Here is a 20,759-nt window from a genome sequence, read left to right as displayed (position 1 = left end):
GCAAGGAATTCACAAGGCGATGAGGCATTGCTGCGTGGATATTGTTTTTTCGTCATTGCAAGGAAAATTACAAAGTAATTTGACGAAGCAATCTCAGGAGTTTGTTATTATTTCATGAGATTGCCACGCAGCCTACGGCTGCTCACAATGACGATTTGGTATCCCGCACAGGAATGATATTTTTAGAACAATATCTTTAACTTTATGAACCTTTAGTGGCTAGTATATTTGCTGTGTAAATTACAGTTATACGTTGCAAATAGCTCAATATTCTTATGAGCGGTAAGTAAACTTGCACCTACATTATAGCCGACTTTCGGTGTGCTGCTACTTGTAGTGTTCTCAAAGTAATTATCTGCCCAAATAAATCTAGCTTTCACCTTAGGTTGCTTATTGCTAAAGCTATTTTCTACAGAAGCATGTAGTCCCGGTACTATTTGAGTATCGTTTGATAATCTCTTAGGAGCGGTTAATTTTATGCCTGCAATCCCTGTAGTTAAGTTACCGGACTTACCAGCGACATACATATTATTCACACCTGTACCGGTTTGCTGCAGTATAAGTATATCCATTAGGAACAAATCCATCTCCATTACTCATCCTCAAAATTGATAGGGCGGCTACATCATTCGCCGTGTGAACCCTATTAATATTAATCACAATATTTGTACCGAATACCGTAGGGAGATTTTGAAAAACTATATCGCTTTCTCCTAAAGCATTTATAGTAATATTACCTTCAAGTACTACATCACCAGTAAGAATTACGTTACGTCTAAGATCGAATGTCGAGCCATTAACGTTACCGTTAATTGTAATGTCCTGCGTGCAAATATTATAAGTTCCCGAATCAAAATTAGTTTGTCTAGAATGAATATCATTATGCAATTTGTGTTCATGATTACCTTCAAACATCACTTTAAAAACTTGTTTGGTTTGTGAGCCGATTTCATAAATATCAGGAATCTTTACAAAAGTTACCTCTCCTCTCATAGTTTTAGTATTAGTAATATTACCGGTAAAACCTTTATTAACCCTTACCTTCCCAAAACTTATAAACTCTAAATTCCCTGTATCTATTACACTGCCGTTGCGATGTTTCATATCAACTTTTTCTTTAAATACAAGCTCAATAGATTCAACGGCACTAATATCATTACCGGTAATGGTTAGCTCAGAACCTGTTCCATTACCGCTTATAAGCTTTAGCTTTGCTTTTGCATTATTATTATTGGCGCCATATGCAAGAGGTGCTCCTAAAGCATTTTGAACTGCCCTTTGAGTTTGGAGATTGTCAACGTTAGTTATATTGTTAATACTAACTCTTGTAGTTGAATTGCCTTCAATAATAGTAAATACCCCATTAAAACCATAAAGATTAATATCATTAATATTAATATTTTGGGCAAAATTAACCATATGGTTATTTTCTGCGATAATAATATTGTCATTATCTTGTGGAAGATAACGGTTGTGATTATATCTTCAATCATTCATCGTACCTATATTAGAAGATGGATTTCCCGCCGGGAATAATATCCGCCGCAAAGCCTCCCATGCTTGCAAGCAGCCCAATAATACTACTGGTTGCTAGTAAAAGTTTATTAAAAAAATTTTGTTCTTATTAGTTATAATTTCCCCTATAACTTATTGCTTTTAATGATTTTACCACTTAACTTATCGGTCATTATACACATTTACGATGGCGTGATTTATGAAATTTAAGGGAAATAGGCTGGTTTAATGAAAGGTAGGGGTTATGGTGTTTGTTTGGTAGGTAATCATCATTACGAGCAGGCATTACCCGTGTGGATCAGTTTTCCGTTGTCATCCCGTGGTCAAACCACGGGATGACACCGAGTGCGTTTTTCAATTCGCACAATAATGTCGTAATTTCCTCGCAATGACGTCAAAATAACATCCTATTCATCATCTATATTAGAAAGCTCATCTTGTAATTCTCGAGAAAATACATCCTCATCATCGTTAGAATCATTCGATTTCTTAAGAGAGTTTTTGAAATTATTTAGGTCTTTATTTTCAAACATTTCAATAGATTTTAAAGTCTCGTTTGGAATTATAACTATAATATTTTTACTTAATTCATCTAAATAATCAGTGGTAACGGCAACTTTCAGTACTCCTCCATATTTGCTCTGTTTGCTACTTACTACAAAATCTTTTAAAGATTTACTTTTAAAATAGTTTTCAGAAGTAAAGATCATTGTTATAAAAAATAGTACTAACGAGATAGTAGTACCTACGGCAAATCCTGCTAATAGCCCTAAGAATCTGTCAATAAAACCGTTTCTCATAAATGAAATTATAGCAAGAAATTTATAAACTATAAAAACACATAAAATTAAAGCAATAACATAAGATATAACACCGGCAATAATTATTCTTATAACCTCATTATCCATATATTTCCCGATTAGGTCAGAAATATATGGATATAAAAAATATCCTAACATTATAGAAGTAATAAAACCGAGTATTCTAGTTGCAAACCCGATTATGCCTTGATATAAGCCGAAAAATGAGAAAAGAGTAATAATAGCAAAAATAGTAATATCAAAAAATGTGATCATTATTGTTAACTTCTATTGAATAATTGGATTTAAATCTTATATATTATATAATTAAAGTTTAATTTATGGGCGATAAAATTTTTCATAACTTATCCGGTAAAACACTAGTTGCTACACCGCATGTAATTACAAAAGGCATTTACCATAAATCCTTAATTTATATGTTATCACACACGAAAGAAGGAGCAATAGGATTAATATTTAACCGCTTAGTAAATCATATAGATTTAAAATCGTTTTTTAAAATAAAAAATGACAAAATAACAACCCCGGTTATGGTTCCTATATATCTTGGCGGACCCGTAGAACATGAAAAAGGGTTTTTTCTTCATTCTAGCGATTATAATAAAAATTTGTTATTGGATTTCCATAATGATTTAGCAGTAAGCTCTAATTTAGAAATTTCAGAAGATATAGCTTTCGGTAAAGGACCTAAACATAGCTTATTCATTGTCGGTTATACAGCATGGAAACCAGGGCAGCTTGAAGAAGAATTAGAGACAAATCTATGGCTGGTTATGGATTGTAATAAAGAATTTATTTTTGCCGATAATCCTGAAAGTAAATGGCATAATGCATTAAAACACTTAGGCATTGATGAAATACATTTCTCATCACAAATAGGAAATGCTTAGAGATTATCTGTTAACCATTTTTCGGTAAGCCTAAGTAATAATGCTTTAAAAATTTTCCCTGACTGCTAATTAAATACACAAAATTAGAATGTTGTAATTCATATTTGTTTGTTTTTACATCAAATATTTTGGATGTATAGAAGACCTTAAATTGATCTGCTAATTGTTCAATATCTTAGACTCTCCCTGTTAAACCTATAAAATTATCATCTATTTTTTCTAAATATTTTTTTAATACTTCACTTGTATCATGCTCAGAATCTAGAGTAATAAAAACTACTTGTACTAAAATATTCTCTTTCTTCAAAATCTTAATAATATCTTCTACTCTTTTTAGTGTTTGATTGTCATATAAGGAATAGGTAGTACCAAAATAAATCAAACTTAAATGACCTTGCAAATGGGTACTATCAAATTTCTTTCCTTCTTGATCTATAAGAGTAAACTTAATTTTAGGCGAATCGTCCATATTACTAGTTTTCGCACCAATCTTAAGCTTAGACGGAGTTAATGAAGAATACAATAAACATAAAAATATTATGCCCGTAATCATAGCTAGGGCTATAAAAATTTTTATAATATACATTTGGTTTTTATTATTTCTCATAACCATAAGTAATTATTAATAATAAAACTTATTCTTATCATATATGCAATAAAAATCATCTTTCAGTATATTAAATATCGTAATATCTAAATTGTGATATTTTTAGTTAAAAATTAATTAATTTATTAATTAAATTGAAATTTTTTGAGTTAAGATTATTAAATAAAAAACAACTAAGAAACGGATTAATTATGTACAATTATACCGTTTATGTAAAACGTTTAAATGATAAATTTAAAAAACAAGAACATACGGAAATAGTAGATAGTACTATTTCAAATACTAAATGACAACAACAATGCAACTCAACCGATACAAACACACTCCTAAATCAAAATTCGTTTGAAATAACAAATAATATTGAACACAATAAAGCAGAAAATATGAGGGATATAATGATGTTGAAAAAAGAAGAAATAAAGGAAGCAGAAATGGAACATTTTATATCCAATATGTAAAGGATAAAAATTTTATCGACTTAATTAATAAAGATAATGAGAAATATGAATCTATTATTGATAGGAGTAATAAAGCCATAATTATATTAGGGCAAGAGAAAGAAGATTTAAAGCTCATAGCTAATTTTCTTAAAGACGGTGAATTAATATTAGAAAGTAATGAGTATGGAGATTGGGACTGCTCAAAAAAAGTCTAACCACAAGTTCAAATATTTTAGATAGTTTTTATATAAAAAACGCAAAATATTTAACATATAACAGTTCTTATTTGGATGCGGCTAATTCATCCTCTGAATCTACTATTGACAAATTTTTCCTACAAAAAATTCTAACTTTTCCCTTATCAAAGCCAATGTCGGTATATTTGAACAATTTACTAAATTATATTGATATAAATGAAGGTAATTTATCTATAGTAGTGACTGATAGCCCAAACAAGCAATAATCATACTCGTATATCTAAAATTATTGATGAAACTATAAAACTCGGTAATTTTAGCGATGAACAAAAGAGTATCATTAATAAAATAAAAGATTCTATTTTTACTTCAAGCTAGCGAGCAAGCAAAAGACTATACAAAGCTATTAAATATTAGAGATGATAATTATATCATTCTAGATGAATATAATAAAATAACAATCGACGGCGAAAATTTAACATATATTTTAAATTCTATAAATATAATTAATAAAGAAGTACCAATTAGTATCAATGAGCTTAAAACATAAAAACTTATAGAAAATAATTTAAAGTTTTGAAGATGTTTTGCCTAAAACAGACAAATTGAAACAATTAATAGATATAGTAAATTATTATAAACAGTTAGAAGACAATGCCAAAACTATAGGAAATTTCTTAGAAACCGTTAAAAAATTAAATCAGCTTTTAGAAACACCGAAATCAGAAAATAAATTAGAACATCTTCTAAATTACCTTAAATATATTTATCTAACATCAAATTTTCCGAAAAAGAAAATTTGGTTACACTTAATTCTGCAAAATGGTTTAACGATTTATTTACCTCGGGGCATATAATATAAAAGAAAAGTTATTAGAATCATTTAAGCATACAATATGCAAAGATAAAGATTCATTTTATAACAAATTAAATGAGACTATTGAAAAATTTTATGAAGATATCAAAAATAACGATGTTTTAGACTTAAAAGCAATCAATAATATATATAAAAACTTTTTACAGCATATTAACAATTCTAGCACTGATGTTGAAAATTTAGATAATATTAAATTATTTTTAACAAAGAGCTTTAAGAATTTTAATAATATATTAGGTATAACTATAAATAATAGCATTAGTAATTTAGAAAAACTAATAGGCTCAGTCAGCAAGCAAGAAGCTAAATCTCTTTGGAAGTATATTACCGCCTCTAAATCTATTACAGAAATATCTCAAAATCTCGATAAAGTAATATATGATAAGCTTTTACATCAGCCTGTGTTTACCTGATCAAGCGCTACCTATTTATAATTTATTAGAAAAATTACTAAAAGAAACTCACAAATCTATTAATGATTGTTATAAAAACGAAAACTTATATAAACATCAATTAGCAAAAATTTATTGTCAACAAGCACAAATCTGTACACCTAATGGCTCAACAAAACTATCTAAAGACTCAATAGGATTGTATGAAAACGCTGCTAACCTTGGTTCTGAAGAGGCAAATATAAAACTTGGGAAGATTGAATTTAAGAGCGGAAATTATGTAAAAGCTTTAGAATATTTTAAAAATACTACTCATATATCTTATGCAAAAGAAGCTTTTAATGAATTATTACATCTAAAAGAATCAGAACTAAAAAAGAAAATACAGCAAAAAAAGCTAAATTAGCATCAGAAATAATTGAATTATATTCAAGCCAAGGTGATTTTTATAACCAATATAATCTAGATATATCAGAAAAAAGTCTGCAAGATTCACTAAAAGTATTTTGTCTTAATACGAAAGCTCTCATAGAAGAACAAGGAAGACCTAAACCTTATGGAATAATTATATGATTTGTCTAAAGAGTTAACATCAATAATTTCTTCACCGTGTAGTCAACTTAAATTTATACAAAAAACTGAAAAATATAAAAATTTAACAGAAAAATTTAAAGAAGAAAAACTAGAAACTAATTATACGAATATTACGACAAGCCGGTCACATGATTCATACTTTAAAGAACCTTTACTGAAGTTCGATGATTTACACCTTAATTCTTCATTTAGACCATATTATGATAATAATGAAGATTCTAGCAATATGTTAGGTGCTTGTTATAATTCCTCAGAGTTAGCCTCAATGAGAAAAATTTACTATCTCTTAATACAATTTTTATAGACAAGCAGAAATGTGGTGCTAGTATAAAAATAGCTATATTTAACGATGAATTAGATTATGACAAATAATCAATTTTCTGAAGATACCAAAAAAATTGCTGATCAAATAAAAGATGCATTAATGGGTATTAGTGACGATCTTGTACTTGAAAGTAAAGAGGTAGAGGAAATTTTTGAAGAATTAAGCCAAAATGAAGAATTTGAGTATGAGATGGAACGAATGCTTTCTATCTTAAATGAACAAACTATGGATTTAACTCAACTGCAAAGTCGGATTATCTTATTAATCCGTAAGTATTTAGGTAAAACTAAAAACTTAAAGCTTAAAATGCTTAAAATGGATGAGAAACTCATTAACAAGAATGTTGCCGAAGTCAGTAATTATTTAATGCATCAGCATTCTAAAATAGTTAGAGATGCTAATAAAAACCTTACAAACCCAAAAGACAAATTACAAGGTTTAACCAAACAAGCTAGAATAGACTTAAAACGTTTATTAAAAAGCTTTGCCGTTTACCAAATTTATATGTTTATGAACCCAAAAAGAATAGCAGGCGAAACGAGGCTAATGAACTTCGCCTATAATATGATCAAAGGGGGCATGAAACTCGCTAAAAAATATGAAGGCGGCAAGGAAAAAGAAATTAAATCATATTCACCTAGACTTATTAAAAAACTTGAAAAAGCTCATGTCGGCTTTAAAAAAAGTGGCGGTATATCAATTTAACTATTGTATCTTTTTATAAATTTTTATAAAGAGCTTATACTAAACTAACATTAATATTATGATAGGTATCAAGCTTTCAACTTAAATTATGTAAACTTAATATTGCGGAACTAATAACTTGGGTACATCTTGGCTGCAGTACTCAAGAAAAACACCACGCTCAACCTATAAAAATTAACATAAAACTCTTTCTCTCAACTCCTCCCCTTGCTACTGTAACGGATAATATAAACGATACTGTTTGTTATGCAAAAATCGTACGGCTAGTACAAAAACTTTCTCAAGAAAATCACTTTAATCTTATCGAGTATTTAGCCGCACAAATATATGTGATATTATTTATCAAAATTTTATCGAATCTAAATTAGAAAAGATTTTTCTAAACGTAACCGTTACTAAATTAAAATCACCGGTTTCAGGAGTGCATGGCGGAGTTTCTTTTTCTTATTCAGGAAAGGAGACACTATGATTTATATTTCTATAGGCAGTAATTTAGGTAATAAACTTTTAAATATTAAAAAAGCTCTAAATTCACTAAAAAGTTGTAATTTTATATCGCTTAAGCAAGCTATTCTACAACCTAATGCAGATAAAGCTTGGGATAAATCATATTTAAATATGGTGGTGCAGGGCAAAAGTACTTTAACGCCTAGTAAACTTCTAATTGAGCTTAACAAAGATTGAAAAACAACTAGGTCGAGCAAGCTCTTACGATAAATGGTCTCCAAGAGTTATTGACTTAGATATCCTACTTTGGAATAATTGCCATATAGATTTACCTGATTTAAAGATACCGCATCCTGAAGTATTCAACAGACCATTTCTTATTCATCTAATTGCAGGTTTAAGCTTGGAATGTCGTTATTCATGTCCGATCAATAATTTTTACAACAATAAAACCTTTGCAGAAATAGCACATTTAATTGAACATCAAGGAGTTATACGCTCTCTTGTTTTAAATCCTCAATTTGTCGGTATTTTAAACATTACTCCTGATTCTTTTTCTGATGGAGGATTGAGTTTTCATAAAGAAGATGCCGTTAGAAATTTTGTACGCTTGATAAATGAAGGGGCTACAATAAATTGAGCTTGGATCACAATCAACACGTCCTTCTGCTTTAATTATTAATGAAGATGAAGAATATGCAAGACTTAATAATGTTCTTGAAGAGCTTAAGGAAGTTATAAAGGAAAAAAAAGTTATAGTCAGTATTGATAGTTTTACTCCTGAAGTAATTAAACGTGTTTTAAAAAAATACCCTATTTCCTGTATCAACTTGGTTAAAAATAATCTAGATGATTATACATTACGATTAATTGCCGATTATAATTGTAAAATTATTACTATGCATTCATTAACCGTTCCACCGCAAAAACAAAAATGTCTTGATTTCGATAAATCTCCGCTTGCTAGCTTAAATATATGGACAGAGCAAGAAATAACAAAATTAGAAAAATGTGGATTTGATAGAAAAAATATCATTCTTGATCCTGGAATTGGTTTTGGAAAATCCGTTTATCAAAATTTATATATTACAATATATTAAAGAATTTAAAAATCTAGGATGTGAGATATTGTTAGGACACTCACGAAAATCTTATATTTCCGCTTTTTATAATTCCAAAGCATCGGAAAGAGACTTAGAAATAATAGCAATATCAAAATATTTAATGGAAAACGTAGTTGATTATTTACGAGTGCATAATGTTATAGAGCATCAAAAATTTTTTGTAGCAGACCATATGATTAACTATATCTTATGAAAAATAGAAAAATCATCGGTATAATGGCATGTGACCCACAAGGGGTGATAGGTAATAAAGGTCAGATGCCTTGGTCTTATACTAAGGAGTTTGAATATTTTTATCAGACGGTAAAAAATAATATTATAGTCATGGGACGAAAAACCTTTGACTCTATACCTACAAAGATTTTAAAAAATTGTATTTGTATTGTTTTTTCAAGAAATACACCATTACAATCTTATAATAATATATTTTTTATTAAATCCTTAGATGATTTTTGGCAGGTAATAAAACCTTTTACTGATAAAAAAATTTTTATGGTTGGAGGGACAGAAATAGCAACTCTTTTCCTAGAACAAAATCTTATTGATGAATTTTTACTTACAAAAATAAATAAAAATTATGATGGAGATACTTTTTTGCCTCTTAATCTTTTAGCAGAATGGCATTCTGTAATAATAGATAAAACAAACAATTATCAGATTTATAAATTTACTAAGAGGAGGTAAGATGAAATTTTTAGAACAGCTTAATATAAAAATCTTGAGCAATATAACCTCTTAAATCATCCATTTTTCAATTATGGCATATGGGAAAACTTACTCATTCTACTTTACAAATTTACACAAAAGAATATTATCATTACGTTACAGCTTTCCCACGTTATATTAAGTGCAATACATTCCAAATGTAGTGATATACAAGCTAGACAAATATTACTTGGTAATCTTATAGAAGAAGAACAAGGTGAAGAAAATCACCCGGAACTATGGAAACGTTTTGCTAAAGGACTTGGATGTTTAAGAAACCAACGCACTTCAGAACCTAAATTAGACTCAACTCAAAAACTTGTTCAAGGTTATTAAATTAACAGAGGAATCTTTTTCTAGGAGTACTTTATGCTTATGAGCGTCAGACTCCTAAAGTATCTGACTCTAAAATTCAAGGATTACAAAAATTTTATGGAAATTCAGATTACAGAACTTTACAGTCCTTCATTGTTCATAGTAAAGTTGATCAATGGCATACACAAGAATGTGCAAATTTGATTAATAATTTAAGCTCAAAAGAACAAACATTAGCACATCAAGGAGCAAAACTACTATGGCAATTTCTAGAGGGTATAAATGCAACGTATCAATAATTTAACTATTATTCTTTCATAAAATGAAAAATATCTTCCTACATTCCTTAAGTCTTGAGAATTATCGTAATTTTAAAAATCTTGAACTAAAAACAGATAATACACCAATAATTTTAATAGGTGAAAACGGTAGCGGTAAAACTAATATTTTAGAAGCTATATCGCTATTTTATCCAGGAAGAGGGCTGAGATCAGCAAAACTTGCCAATGTATGCAAAACTTCAGAAGATCATTGTCTAGTTAAAGCTCTATTGCAAAGTAAGCTAGGACTTGCAGAATTTACCACCCAATTTAAACGTAGTTCTAATAGAAGGATAACTGAGTATAACGAAAGTAAAATAGCCAATAATGAGTTAAGTAAATTCACTAGCATGGTATGGCTGACTCCACACATGGAAGGAATCTTTACAAGCGGTAGCAGTGATAGAAGAAAATTTCTTGATAGAATAGTTTATAATTTTGATCCAAAGCATGCAGAGCTAGTTAGTAAATACGAATATTACATGCATGAGAGAAATAAAATTCTAGTAGAAGATATAAGAGATGATAATTGGCTTAAAATTATTGAAGAAAAGATGGCTGATATTTCTAACCATATTGCTAATAATCGCTTAAAAACCTTAGAATTTATGCAGCAAGCAATAGATGACCTTGAAAATGAATTTCCAAAAGCCGATTTATCGATTGACGGCATTGTTGAACAAAAAATATTAAACGGCAAAAAAAATATTGTTAGTTTTATTACTGCAGAACTTTATCAAACAAGAAGCAAAGATAAACTACTTGGTCGCACTAGTTTTGGAGTTCATAAAAGTGACTTTTTAGTAAAGCATCAAAAGAAAAATATCTTAGCCAAATTCTGTTCTACCGGTGAACAAAAAGCTATATTAATTGCAATAATCCTTGCTGAAATGAATTATGCTATAAAGCTAACTAAAATAGCACCGATTTTACTTTTAGATGAGGTCTTTGTGCATTTAGACGACAAAAGACGTCAATATTTAATCGAATTCTTGATCGGCTTAAACATGCAACTATGGGTTACCACTACCAATCTAGAGGGAATAGAAAATTTTGCAACTAAAGCACAATTGATTAAGTTATAGTTTGTTTAATAATGTCATTCCTGCGAAAGCAGGAATCCAGCATAAAGCGAGATAAATCAAGCTTTTAATTTCAAAAATTTGCTGTATTTAATACTTTTTTTCTGGATTCCTGCTTTCGCAGGAATGACACTGAACACTTTTCTCACACCATGTAACAACGCCCGCTAAAAGCGGGAATGACATCAAGTGTATTTTCTGATCCATACAATAAAGTACTATCCCAATCAGATTCACAAGAAAAATTTCATCCTTCTTGATTTTTATCGCACCTCTTAAAAAAACCAAAATAACTATTATTATTTTTCATAAAATAAAATTACACTTCACTTACATATTATTAGTTAAATTTAAAGTTTTTTGTATATAAATATATTGCTTAATCTTTTGAAAATGCTTAAAATTGATTTTTAATTTATGTAAATACTATGACAAAACAAGCTAATAAAATATCCTATGATGAAGTACCTTATTCTCCATTTACTTTCAGTTATACCTCCCCACCTTATTTAAGAACTATCGGCAAGCTATTCGGGCTAAACCCTCCACCTCTTGAAACTGCTAAAATACTTGAACTCGGTTGTGGAATCGGTGTTAATCTGCTTAACTTTGCTGAAACATATCCTAAATCACAATCTCTAGGTGTTGATTTATCCAAAACACAAATAGAATTAGGTAAAAAAATTATCAGTGACTTGAAAATAAAAAATGCCGAACTAAAGGCATTATCTATATTGGACCTTGATGAGTCATACGGTAAGTTTGATTACATAGTTTGTCACGGCGTATATTCATGGGTACCTGAAGAAGTACAAGATAAAATACTCAAAGTCTGTAATAAACTGCTAAATCCGAACGGCATAGCTTTTGTAAGCTATAATACGCTCCCGGGCTGGAATATGCAGAGAACAATACGTGAAATGATTATGTTCCATTCAGAGCTATTTAATACTAGCCATGATAAATTACAGCAAGCTAAATTACTTTTAAAGTTCATCAATGACTCATTAGAAAGCTCCACAACGCCTTATTCTAATTTCTTACGAGATGAAACAAAATTATTATCTGCATATACGGACTCATATGTATTACATGAATATTTAGGCGAAATTAATACAGGTATATATTTTCACCAATTCATAGAAAAAGCTCAAAAAAATCATCTAAATTACTTAGGTGATACGTCGCTTACTGCAATGTTTATCGGTAATTTACCTACTCAGGCAGCAGAAAAGCTACAAGCCGTTAATGATATTGTTCGTACTGAGCAATATATGGATTTTATCACTAATAGAAAGTTCCGCTCGACATTATTATGTCATCAAAACATACCTATAAACAGAAAAATTGAATTTAATAATTTAAAAGAGTTTTTTACTAGCCTTAATATTAGACCGGTAATTCTAGAAAAAGCTGTTGATTTAACTAACGAACAGGAAAATGTTAGCTTCTATTACGAAAATTTACCTGAGCCTTTTATTTCAACCACTTCACCGATCATGAAAGCTATTTTATATGTATATGCCGAAAATATTAGCAATCCGATAAGCTTAGAACAAGTAGCAAAAGAAGCTTTTAAAAAGCTTGGTAAATATCAATTACAAGATTTCTTAGCAGCATTAGAACAGCATTTTATCATATTCATTTTTCAAGGTTATCTCAAAATATTTGAGACAAAACCTCATGCTATAGCAACTATCACCGAAAAACCTAAAACTAGCGAATTTGCAAGATACCAAGCAAAACAAGCATATTTTAATAATGTAACTAGCGTGTTTAGCGTCACTAATAGACTTAACGATATGGTAGGTATACCGATACATGAAAAATATATTTTAGAAATGTTAGACGGTACGCATAATATTGATGATATTAAGAAAGGTGTTCTTGAAAAAATTAATTCAAAACTTTTAACTGCTCGTGACGATAAAGGACAGGAAGTAACAGATCCAAAATTATTAAAAGAATTTGTTGACTATGTAGTTAATACATCCCTTGAGAAATTCCGGATAAATTATCTGTTAGTAGAGTAATTAAAATGTTCGTGATCAAGTCTGCTTTGTTGCATGGATCAGCTTTTTCGTTATTGCGAGTAGTCGTAGACTACAGCCAATCCATAAAAATATAATCCGAGTAAATGAAGGGTAGCTATACGAAGCTCAACTTGGAAAAGAGCAAGGAGCCTGTAAGCCGAGGAGCAGAGCGTATACTTTTAATACGTGAGCATCCGAGGACTTACAAAGACGACACAGTCAATTTTTCAAGTTGAACGAGTATAACTATGCTACTAATTTTTCACGCAGTACTTCAACTAACTTATTAATTGCTTCGGTTGGGTGGATGTTTTCAAGGATAGCAAGCTCGCCTGCAAGTCTATTTAAAGCTGATTCGTAGAGTGTTCTTTCACTATAAGAACGATCATTATCAACATTTTTATGTAAGTCCCGTAATACTTCGGCTATAGCTACAATATTACCTGAGTTAATTTTGCCTTCATATTCTTGGGCTCTTCTACTCCACATTCTATTTCCTTGTTTTGGTTTACCTTGAAGAGTTGAATATATGACATCTAAATCTTTTCTGCTTGCAACCGCTCTAAGACCAACAACCGCAGCTCTACTAACAGGCACTTTTAATGTCATTTTATCCTGCGAAAAGGAAATTACATATACTTTAATTTCAGTACCTGCAATAGTATGATATTCTATATTTGTTATTTCACCAACTCCATGTGCAGGATAGACAATTCTCTGCCCTATTTTAAACTCAGATTTTTGTTCGGATTGTATTGTATTTGCCATTATTAATTCCTCCGTAGTGGTTTTAGTGCCTAAGAACTTAATGTTAGACTATTATTTTCTATAGCATAGCACATTTTGCTTTTATTATAAAGTAGAGATTTTTATTGAAATAAAATTGATACGATCTTATTGTAGATAATATTAATAAGTTAAAGGAATAAATATGCGAAATATTTTTATTATACTAATATTTTTATTATTTTTGAGTAGCTGTTCAGAAGAAAAAGCACAAGATAAGAACCATGAGGAAAAACAAATAATAGAGCACGAAACTCAAAATAACGAAACTTCTAAAGCAACGAATCAGGAAGCCGTAAATTCTGAAAATACGGCTGAATCAATAGTTCCTGCTAATGATAATAATCAGACTGATGAAGTATCAACGCCGGCTTCACAAAAACAAAAAAATCCTGCAATAAAACCTGTTAAGGTCACCTTTAAAGTTGATGATAATGATATGGTTCTTGGTAACAAAAAATCAAATGTTATAGTAGTCGAGTATTTTTCTCCTACCTGTCCGCATTGTGCTTATTATCATCAAACAATTTTTCCGGAACTTAAGAAAAAATATATTGATACTAACAAAATTGCATATGTGGTTCGTGAATTTATTGCTACTAAACAAGATTTAGATGCTGCAATTTTAGCCCGCTGCAAGGGGGATACAAATAGTTTTACACAACTTCATAATATCATATTAATACAACAAGATAAGTGGGCATATAGCAATAAATACAGAGAATTATTAACTGATATAGGACAACTTGGCGGTATTTCTCCGGAAGAATATAAACAATGTTTAAATAATGATAAAATTACTGCAATACTAATTGCTAATACCAATTTTGTAGCAAAAGCACCCCAATTTATAGGTACTCCTTCTTTCTTCGTTAACGGAGTACAAACAGGAAGTTATAGCATAGATACTATTTCCACAGCAGTTGATAAAGCTTTAGAGGAGCAGAAAGAAAAAGCAAAAAATGAAATGAGCTTGTAATTTAGATCGTCATTGCGAGCAGTCGTAGACTGTGCGGCAATCTCGTTAAATATCCTGAGATTGCTTCGTCGACGGCTATGGCGTCTTCTCGCAATGACGGAGATAAACTAATGAATACGGAAAAACTAAAAGATATCAAAGCCAGAATTAAAGACTTAACAACCCCTAAGTTTTCTAATCCTAAAATTCGGCAAGAAATTAGCCCCTTCACTATCGCTGTAGATTTAGTTTCAGGTACAATGGTAGGTGTCGTAATTGGAATATTTACGGATAAAATTTTTAATTCTAAACCTTTATTTCTTATTATATTTACAATAATAGGAATGATTGCCGGCTTTAACATTATAAGGAAAAAAGTAAATAATAAAAAGTAAGGAAATGACTCATAGCCCTTTAGCACAATTTGATATCAAAAAATTAATAGACATCAAAATGTTCGGTTTTGACGTCAGCTTTACTAATTCGAGTATCTATATGTTACTTGCTAGCATCTTAGCTCTAACTTATTTTTACTTAGCTTTTTATAACCGGAAATTAGTACCTTCTAGATTACAAGTGAGTGCTGAAATAGTTTATAATCTTGTAGCTGATATGTTAAATCAGAATATAGGAGTAAAAGGACGTAAATTTATTCCGTTAATTTTTAGTTTATTTATTTTCATTTTATTCTGTAATTTACTTGGTATGACACCTTATAGCTTTACTACCACTAGTCATATTATCGTTACTTTTACCTTGGCAATTCTAGTATTTTTAATGGTAACTATAGTCGGTTTTGTAAAACACGGCTTACGTTTTTTAACCCTTTTTTTACCGCATGGTACTCCTTTATGGTTAGCACCGTTGATGATAGTAATTGAACTATTTACATATTTAGCAAGACCGGTTAGTTTATCATTGCGACTTGCCGCTAATATGATGGCAGGACATGTTTTATTAAAAGTAATAGCCGGTTTTACCGTGTCATTAATGATTTACTTGAAATTTCTGCCAATCCCTATTATGGTGATACTAATTGGGTTTGAAATTTTTGTTGCAATACTTCAAGCTTATATTTTTACTATTTTATCTTGTATGTATCTTAATGATGTTATTAATTTACACTAGGCTTTTTGCACAACTTGCTTCTAAAGGTAATTTGTACGTCAATCCGATGCTTGAATCCTCATGTACTTTTTTGTACTCTGCAGTTCTGTGCTTCGTGTTTCCTGCAAATTCCTCTTTATTAGCTTCGTTGTGCAAAAAGCCTATTATACAGATAATTAGATAAAATTTTTTGATTAATTAAAAGTGAGTTTTTTTATGGACATGGTTTCTTTAAAATTTATTGGTACAGGACTTATGGCTATCGGCATGTACGGTGCAGCTTTAGGCGTTAGTAATATATTTAGCTCTCTACTTAGTTCAATAGCACGAAACCCTTCGGCTACAGAAAACTTACAAAGAATGGCTCTGATCGGTGCAGGTCTTACTGAAGCAATGGGACTTTTTTCCTTTGTAATTGCTATGTTACTTATTTTTTCTTAAAATTCATTTTTAAATAAGATGCCTCAATTTGATATTGCTACCTATTATTCACAAATTTTTTGGCTTATCATTACTTTCGGCTTATTGTATATCTTTGTTTATAAATTTATAACTCCAAAAGCTGAAGAAATTTTTAATAATAGACAGACAAATATTCAAGATAATATTACGCAAGCCGATACATTGACCATAGAAGTAGAAAAGCTAAATAAATATTATAACGAGGAAATAGACAAAACAAATGCTGAAATAGATAGACTAAAAAAAGAAAAAATAGACTCTTTAGAATCAGAATTTTTAATTAAAAAAAAGAATCTAGAGCAAGATTTAAAAAACGCTATAAATCAAAACATTGAAGATATAAATTTAGCTGCTAAGCAATTTAGAACTAATAAAAGCGCAGCAATCATAAAGCTTGCCGTTAATATTATTGAAAAAATAGCTGGCACTAAAGCAGATATGAATTTACTACAAAATATAAAAGTAAAATAATGAATTTCCTAGATGAGAGCTTCTGGCTTGCCGTTAGTTTTGTAATTTTTTTATATTTAGTTTATAGACCGGCAAAAAAAGCCATTTTAAATTCTTTAGATGCTAAGATTTTAGAAGTCCAAGAAAAAGTTCTACAAGCTGAAAAGTTAAAAGAAGATGCTGCTTTGCTCTTTAAACACACCAACGCACAAATAAAGAAATTAGAAACTTTACGCTCTCAAATGATAGAAGACAGTAATGAAGTTACCAAGAAAATCATTCAAGAAAAAACTAAAGAAATTGAAGAATTTTTAGAGCATAAAAAATCTGATGCTATACAGTTAATGCAAAACCAAAAATCAACCGCAAGTAAAGAGCTACAAGATGAATTTTGTGATGAAGTGATAAAACTTGTATCCGAATATTTTCAATCAGTTAAGCTTTCAGAAAGCAACATTGCTAAAAATTTAATGGATAAATCTGATTTTCCTCAGGATGAGGGTAAAGCTACATAGCCACACTAACCACTAGCTAGCAATTTATTTAAAATTGCTTCATCATTAACACATACCCGTAATATTGAGCCATCAATAAAATATTCAGGATGTTCGTTTGTTATCTTATTTGTTAATTCAGGATAGGCTCTAACAAATTCTTTTACACAAGCGAAGTTTTTGCTAGAACTGTTAATCGCTCCTAAACAAATCGCTTCAAAACATAACATTTTAGCTATTTCTGTATTTTTAAGGTCAGATAAAACTCCTAGTTGTTTTGCTATAAATATCTATCACCTAAATAGCCTTGCACCCCCAATTTCCTAAGATTGAGAACTTACTATTCCACTTATCTTTAGCAACATTAATATATATTTTATTTAAAACATTCTTTTGTATTTTTTGTTTAATTTCTAATGTAACTTCCTCAAAATCGCCTCTTTATAATATAAACTCCCTAGTTTCATTATTTTTTATAAATTCTGGTGCAATTTTTTTGAGATAAGTTTTTAGCTTTGTAGTGGCCTAAACCTAAAGTTTGACGTACATTAAATAAGATTGTTTATAGAACTCTATAGCTTCATATGTATTATCCAATTTTCATAAATCACTCCGATATTATTAAGAGAGCTAGCAATAAAAGAAAGATGAACTAATTCTTGATCGATTTTTAAAGCTTTCTTATAATATTTTAACGATTCTTCAAATTTACATAATATATATTCATTATAATAACCCATTTTTTGATATAAATTTGCCTTTCTACATTTATCCATTTCAATATCATCATTTAATATTTTTACTACATGGGGATAAAATATTTTAGAATTTTCCCAGTCTTCACTTGGAACATCTGTTATATTGGAAATAAATCATCTAAGATTTCTGCTAGTCTTGTATAAATCTCTTTTTCATCTATCGCATGTTCTTTATTTTATTTATATATTGCTTTGTTATAAATTGCATTAATCTATGTAATTGTAAGCCGGCTTGTCTATTTTGGTATGTTAGATTCATTACCGATAATGCTTCTATAACCTTTTTATAGGTTCTTGTAGCTTTTCTTCATCTATTAAAAATAATTCTTCGAAAATCTCTATACTGATAAACTCAGGGTCTAAATCTGCAGAATATTGTAAAATATCTGCCAAACTAAAGGTGATTTTTCTAATAATTGTAGTAATAAAACGGTTTCTATATGATCATCTTTGCTATTTTTAAAGTAATTAATGTTAATCATTTACTTTAAGTAATTTATTTGCTTTTAAATATGCTACTGCTTTAGATAGCCTATAAGGTGATGCAGCATCGTTACTACCAAAGTCTTCTACTAATTTATCAATATCTTTCTTGTTTAATCTATTTTTTAGAGATTTCTTTAAATATAATATCGCTTCTTTTTTACTAAAAGACTCTACTAATATAATATTTTCTATATCATCACTTAAATTATTATTTTTAGTAGTAATTATCACTTGTGCCTTATCATTAAGTATATTAATTATACTGTTAAGATAAGGCTCTATATCTTTATGATCTTCAACATTATCAAAAATAAATAATATAGCTGAATTTAAATTAGCAATCCTTTCATGGACTAATCTTATTATGTTTTCTTCCTTTTCATCTATTACGTAAATAGTAAATTCTTTAGCAAGTTGTCTATATGCTTCAAGGACTTTGTCTGCAGAATCTACGTTAATAAAACGTACTATTTTCTTTTTCGCTTGTGTTTGTCTATCTCCATATTTTATAGCTAGAGTGGTTTTACCGGCTCCAGCGAAAGCACTAATTGTTACAAATCGTTTTTCGTTTAAAGTTTCTTCTATTTGTTGTAATATTTCATTATGGACAATCAAACTATAAGTTGATAAACTTACTTCAATTAACCTTAAAATTTGCTCTCTTAAATCATCTACTTTAACTTTAGGTAAGTTTGTAAAGATATAATATTTGCCATATTGAGGTTCATATAGTTTTTTTATTACTTTTAACTATTGTTTTATTAAATTTGGTATTTCTTTTTTATCTTATACTCAATTTGCTCAACTGTGCTAGATACCAATCACTACTGCCCTTATTATTTGTATTTGCTATATCTACAGACAAATTTACTTCTTTTATACGATAATGACCTTTGTAAGAAAGTTCAAATGTTCCCTCAGGGATTATGATCTCTTTTGATGGGCAACCTTGTGCGGCATTATTTTCTAAATGCTTATAAACCTCTAAAAATTGTCCGGTTGCAATATTACCGCTTATAGGCTGATCGATTACCTCTAAGAAGCTTCCAAATGTCGTTGCAGTAGCATTTTTATATATTAGATTGCTTGCTAAAGGTAATAAATATCAAGTGCTTTTATTAATATGCGGATTACAGACATTTACAAAATTTGGAGCTAATAAATAAGTTGTTATATTTAAAATTTTTACGTCAAAGGTAGTTTCATGGCTATACATCTGCGGCTAAAGATTTTCTGTAGCTAAATCCGGGCTATCGAATGTGATTGCCTTTGCTTTTGGATAATGAAAATCTCTATGAGCAAAATATAAACTAAGCTCTGCGAGCCATACCCTAAAGAATGACCTGTGAAAGATAAATTATAATTATTCTCTTCAGCATATTTGGTAATCTCCTTTGTAGCTTCATATGCGGCCACTTGCTGTGCCACTATCTGTCCACCTAAAATACTTTTAAAATGAGCTTTAAACGGTGAATTAGTTTTGAGCAAATCTAATTTTTCAAATGTAGTACCTCGATAGGTAAGTACAATTTGTTTTACTTTTTCATTTACATATGCTACTGCGTACTATCTACCTATTTCAGGCTCCAGTCTTTTAATTGTTCATTTCGGGTTTTGACCTTTTCATTATTTTCTTTTTCTACAGCAAACTCTACAATATAATTTTCCGTAGAATCCATATAAGCATGTAAACTAAATAACCCATGGACAAAGTCGGTAGGGTGGTGCTTTATAGTTTTGATTATTTAAGATCTTATATTATAGGAAAATATAGAATGGTGACCCCTACGGGACTCGAACCCGTGTTCCCACCGTGAAAGGGTGGTGTCCTAACCGCTAGACGAAGGGGCCTTAATTTTAAAGTAAGCA

25 protein-coding genes, 1 tRNA gene and 3 pseudogenes are annotated in these 20,759 nt (G+C 29.8%); 19 read left to right on the top strand and 10 right to left on the bottom strand.

What is annotated here, in order from left to right; all coding sequences use genetic code 11:
• Positions 1-212 precede the first annotated feature (212 nt).
• From RAF_RS00250 to RAF_RS00240, 3 genes are all read right to left on the bottom strand, one after another.
• The gene (locus RAF_RS00250; protein WP_014410290.1) at positions 213-572 is read right to left on the bottom strand and encodes an autotransporter domain-containing protein; all 360 of its coding nucleotides are present in this window, start codon (positions 570-572) and stop codon (positions 213-215) included.
• Positions 529-1,419 (bottom strand): hypothetical protein, encoded by an 891-nt coding sequence (locus tag RAF_RS00245; RefSeq protein ID WP_041471790.1) that lies wholly within the window; start codon positions 1,417-1,419, stop codon positions 529-531. Before RAF_RS00245 ends, RAF_RS00250 begins: the two co-directional genes overlap by 44 nt.
• 503 nt (positions 1,420-1,922) lie before the next feature.
• Positions 1,923-2,591, bottom strand: a complete 669-nt coding sequence (locus tag RAF_RS00240; protein ID WP_012719324.1) for a CvpA family protein — start codon at positions 2,589-2,591, stop codon at positions 1,923-1,925.
• A 65-nt stretch (positions 2,592-2,656) separates the two neighbouring features.
• Between RAF_RS00240 and RAF_RS00235 the strand changes: the two genes are divergently transcribed.
• Positions 2,657-3,226: a YqgE/AlgH family protein gene (locus RAF_RS00235; RefSeq protein ID WP_012719323.1), complete on the top strand. Its 570-nt coding sequence runs from the start codon at positions 2,657-2,659 to the stop codon at positions 3,224-3,226.
• Positions 3,227-3,236: 10 nt separating this feature from the next.
• Here RAF_RS00235 and RAF_RS00230 read toward each other — a convergent pair.
• Positions 3,237-3,833: pseudogene (locus tag RAF_RS00230) on the bottom strand (SCO family protein).
• A gap of 1,224 nt (positions 3,834-5,057) precedes the next feature.
• Between RAF_RS00230 and RAF_RS00225 the strand changes: the two are divergent.
• The 12 genes and pseudogenes from RAF_RS00225 (at position 5,058) to RAF_RS00175 (ending at position 13,389) form a co-directional block, all read left to right on the top strand.
• Complete coding sequence (locus tag RAF_RS00225; RefSeq protein ID WP_041471789.1) at positions 5,058-5,327, top strand: hypothetical protein; 270 nt, start codon at positions 5,058-5,060, stop codon at positions 5,325-5,327.
• Between the two features lie 398 nt (positions 5,328-5,725).
• On the top strand, positions 5,726-6,145 hold the full coding sequence (locus RAF_RS00220) for a hypothetical protein (protein ID WP_041471788.1): 420 nt from the start codon (positions 5,726-5,728) through the stop codon (positions 6,143-6,145).
• Positions 6,146-6,694: 549 nt separating this feature from the next.
• A complete protein-coding gene (locus RAF_RS00210) occupies positions 6,695-7,363 on the top strand; it encodes a DUF5394 family protein (RefSeq protein WP_012719320.1) in 669 nt (222 codons plus the stop codon).
• Positions 7,364-7,464: 101 nt separating this feature from the next.
• The gene (locus RAF_RS07170; protein ID WP_327203454.1) at positions 7,465-7,731 is read left to right on the top strand and encodes a dihydroneopterin aldolase; all 267 of its coding nucleotides are present in this window, start codon (positions 7,465-7,467) and stop codon (positions 7,729-7,731) included.
• A 97-nt stretch (positions 7,732-7,828) separates the two neighbouring features.
• Complete coding sequence (locus RAF_RS00205) at positions 7,829-8,047, top strand: 2-amino-4-hydroxy-6-hydroxymethyldihydropteridine diphosphokinase (protein ID WP_014410280.1); 219 nt, start codon at positions 7,829-7,831, stop codon at positions 8,045-8,047.
• Positions 8,028-8,450: a 2-amino-4-hydroxy-6-hydroxymethyldihydropteridine diphosphokinase gene (locus RAF_RS10235; protein WP_041471787.1), complete on the top strand. Its 423-nt coding sequence runs from the start codon at positions 8,028-8,030 to the stop codon at positions 8,448-8,450. The genes RAF_RS00205 and RAF_RS10235 overlap by 20 nt, the downstream gene beginning before the upstream one ends.
• A pseudogene (folP, locus tag RAF_RS10230) lies at positions 8,446-9,127 on the top strand (dihydropteroate synthase). The gene RAF_RS10235 and the pseudogene folP overlap by 5 nt, the downstream one beginning before the upstream one ends.
• Positions 9,124-9,618 carry a dihydrofolate reductase gene (locus RAF_RS00185; RefSeq protein ID WP_004996932.1) on the top strand — a complete coding sequence of 165 codons (495 nt, stop codon included), beginning with the start codon at positions 9,124-9,126 and terminating at the stop codon, positions 9,616-9,618. The pseudogene folP and the gene RAF_RS00185 overlap by 4 nt, the downstream one beginning before the upstream one ends.
• A gap of 78 nt (positions 9,619-9,696) precedes the next feature.
• Positions 9,697-9,975 (top strand): iron-containing redox enzyme family protein, encoded by a 279-nt coding sequence (locus RAF_RS10480; RefSeq protein WP_081463643.1) that lies wholly within the window; start codon positions 9,697-9,699, stop codon positions 9,973-9,975.
• Positions 9,959-10,253 (top strand): annotated as a pseudogene (locus tag RAF_RS07155) (iron-containing redox enzyme family protein). Before RAF_RS10480 ends, RAF_RS07155 begins: the two are co-directional and overlap by 17 nt.
• A gap of 23 nt (positions 10,254-10,276) precedes the next feature.
• Positions 10,277-11,359, top strand: coding sequence for a DNA replication/repair protein RecF (recF, locus tag RAF_RS00180; protein WP_012719319.1), 1,083 nt, complete (start codon positions 10,277-10,279; stop codon positions 11,357-11,359).
• Between the two features lie 425 nt (positions 11,360-11,784).
• Complete coding sequence (locus RAF_RS00175) at positions 11,785-13,389, top strand: methyltransferase regulatory domain-containing protein (protein WP_004996937.1); 1,605 nt, start codon at positions 11,785-11,787, stop codon at positions 13,387-13,389.
• Between the two features lie 246 nt (positions 13,390-13,635).
• On the opposite strand, the gene RAF_RS00170 is transcribed toward RAF_RS00175, so the two are convergent.
• Positions 13,636-14,157 (bottom strand): CarD family transcriptional regulator, encoded by a 522-nt coding sequence (locus tag RAF_RS00170; RefSeq protein ID WP_012719318.1) that lies wholly within the window; start codon positions 14,155-14,157, stop codon positions 13,636-13,638.
• 163 nt (positions 14,158-14,320) lie between these two features.
• Between RAF_RS00170 and RAF_RS00165 the strand changes: the two genes are divergently transcribed.
• From RAF_RS00165 to RAF_RS00155, 3 genes are all read left to right on the top strand, one after another.
• Positions 14,321-15,154 (top strand): DsbA family protein, encoded by an 834-nt coding sequence (locus RAF_RS00165; RefSeq protein WP_012719317.1) that lies wholly within the window; start codon positions 14,321-14,323, stop codon positions 15,152-15,154.
• Positions 15,155-15,264: 110 nt separating this feature from the next.
• Complete coding sequence (locus RAF_RS00160; RefSeq protein WP_012719316.1) at positions 15,265-15,528, top strand: AtpZ/AtpI family protein; 264 nt, start codon at positions 15,265-15,267, stop codon at positions 15,526-15,528.
• 4 nt (positions 15,529-15,532) lie between these two features.
• A complete protein-coding gene (locus tag RAF_RS00155) occupies positions 15,533-16,261 on the top strand; it encodes a F0F1 ATP synthase subunit A (protein WP_012719315.1) in 729 nt (242 codons plus the stop codon).
• Here the strand turns inward: RAF_RS00155 and RAF_RS07140 are convergent.
• Positions 16,253-16,396 (bottom strand): palindromic element RPE1 domain-containing protein, encoded by a 144-nt coding sequence (locus RAF_RS07140; protein ID WP_083762071.1) that lies wholly within the window; start codon positions 16,394-16,396, stop codon positions 16,253-16,255. The genes RAF_RS00155 and RAF_RS07140 overlap by 9 nt on opposite strands.
• A 60-nt stretch (positions 16,397-16,456) precedes the next feature.
• Between RAF_RS07140 and RAF_RS00150 the strand changes: the two genes are divergently transcribed.
• The 3 genes from RAF_RS00150 to RAF_RS00140 are packed head-to-tail and all read left to right on the top strand — an operon-like array spanning position 16,457 to position 17,667.
• Complete coding sequence (locus tag RAF_RS00150; protein ID WP_004996954.1) at positions 16,457-16,681, top strand: F0F1 ATP synthase subunit C; 225 nt, start codon at positions 16,457-16,459, stop codon at positions 16,679-16,681.
• An 18-nt stretch (positions 16,682-16,699) separates the two neighbouring features.
• A complete protein-coding gene (locus tag RAF_RS00145; RefSeq protein WP_004996956.1) occupies positions 16,700-17,173 on the top strand; it encodes a F0F1 ATP synthase subunit B' in 474 nt (157 codons plus the stop codon).
• On the top strand, positions 17,173-17,667 hold the full coding sequence (locus tag RAF_RS00140) for a F0F1 ATP synthase subunit B (RefSeq protein WP_010976712.1): 495 nt from the start codon (positions 17,173-17,175) through the stop codon (positions 17,665-17,667). The genes RAF_RS00145 and RAF_RS00140 overlap by 1 nt, the downstream gene beginning before the upstream one ends.
• A 5-nt stretch (positions 17,668-17,672) precedes the next feature.
• Here the strand turns inward: RAF_RS00140 and RAF_RS00135 are convergent, their stop codons facing one another.
• The 4 genes from RAF_RS00135 to RAF_RS00115 form a co-directional block, all read right to left on the bottom strand.
• Complete coding sequence (locus tag RAF_RS00135) at positions 17,673-17,876, bottom strand: hypothetical protein (RefSeq protein WP_041471786.1); 204 nt, start codon at positions 17,874-17,876, stop codon at positions 17,673-17,675.
• 342 nt (positions 17,877-18,218) lie between these two features.
• A complete protein-coding gene (locus RAF_RS00130) occupies positions 18,219-18,422 on the bottom strand; it encodes a tetratricopeptide repeat protein (protein WP_041471785.1) in 204 nt (67 codons plus the stop codon).
• A 456-nt stretch (positions 18,423-18,878) separates the two neighbouring features.
• Positions 18,879-19,505 (bottom strand): NB-ARC domain-containing protein, encoded by a 627-nt coding sequence (locus RAF_RS00125; RefSeq protein WP_010976709.1) that lies wholly within the window; start codon positions 19,503-19,505, stop codon positions 18,879-18,881.
• A 1,161-nt stretch (positions 19,506-20,666) separates the two neighbouring features.
• A tRNA-Glu gene (locus tag RAF_RS00115) sits at positions 20,667-20,741 on the bottom strand.
• Between the last annotated feature and the right edge of the window lie 18 nt (positions 20,742-20,759).

The organism is Rickettsia africae ESF-5 (assembly GCF_000023005.1).
In the GTDB taxonomy this organism is placed as follows: Bacteria; Pseudomonadota; Alphaproteobacteria; order Rickettsiales; family Rickettsiaceae; genus Rickettsia; species Rickettsia rickettsii.
Note: the sequence above shows the minus strand (reverse complement) of the source record. Positions and strands in the feature narration are given on the sequence as shown.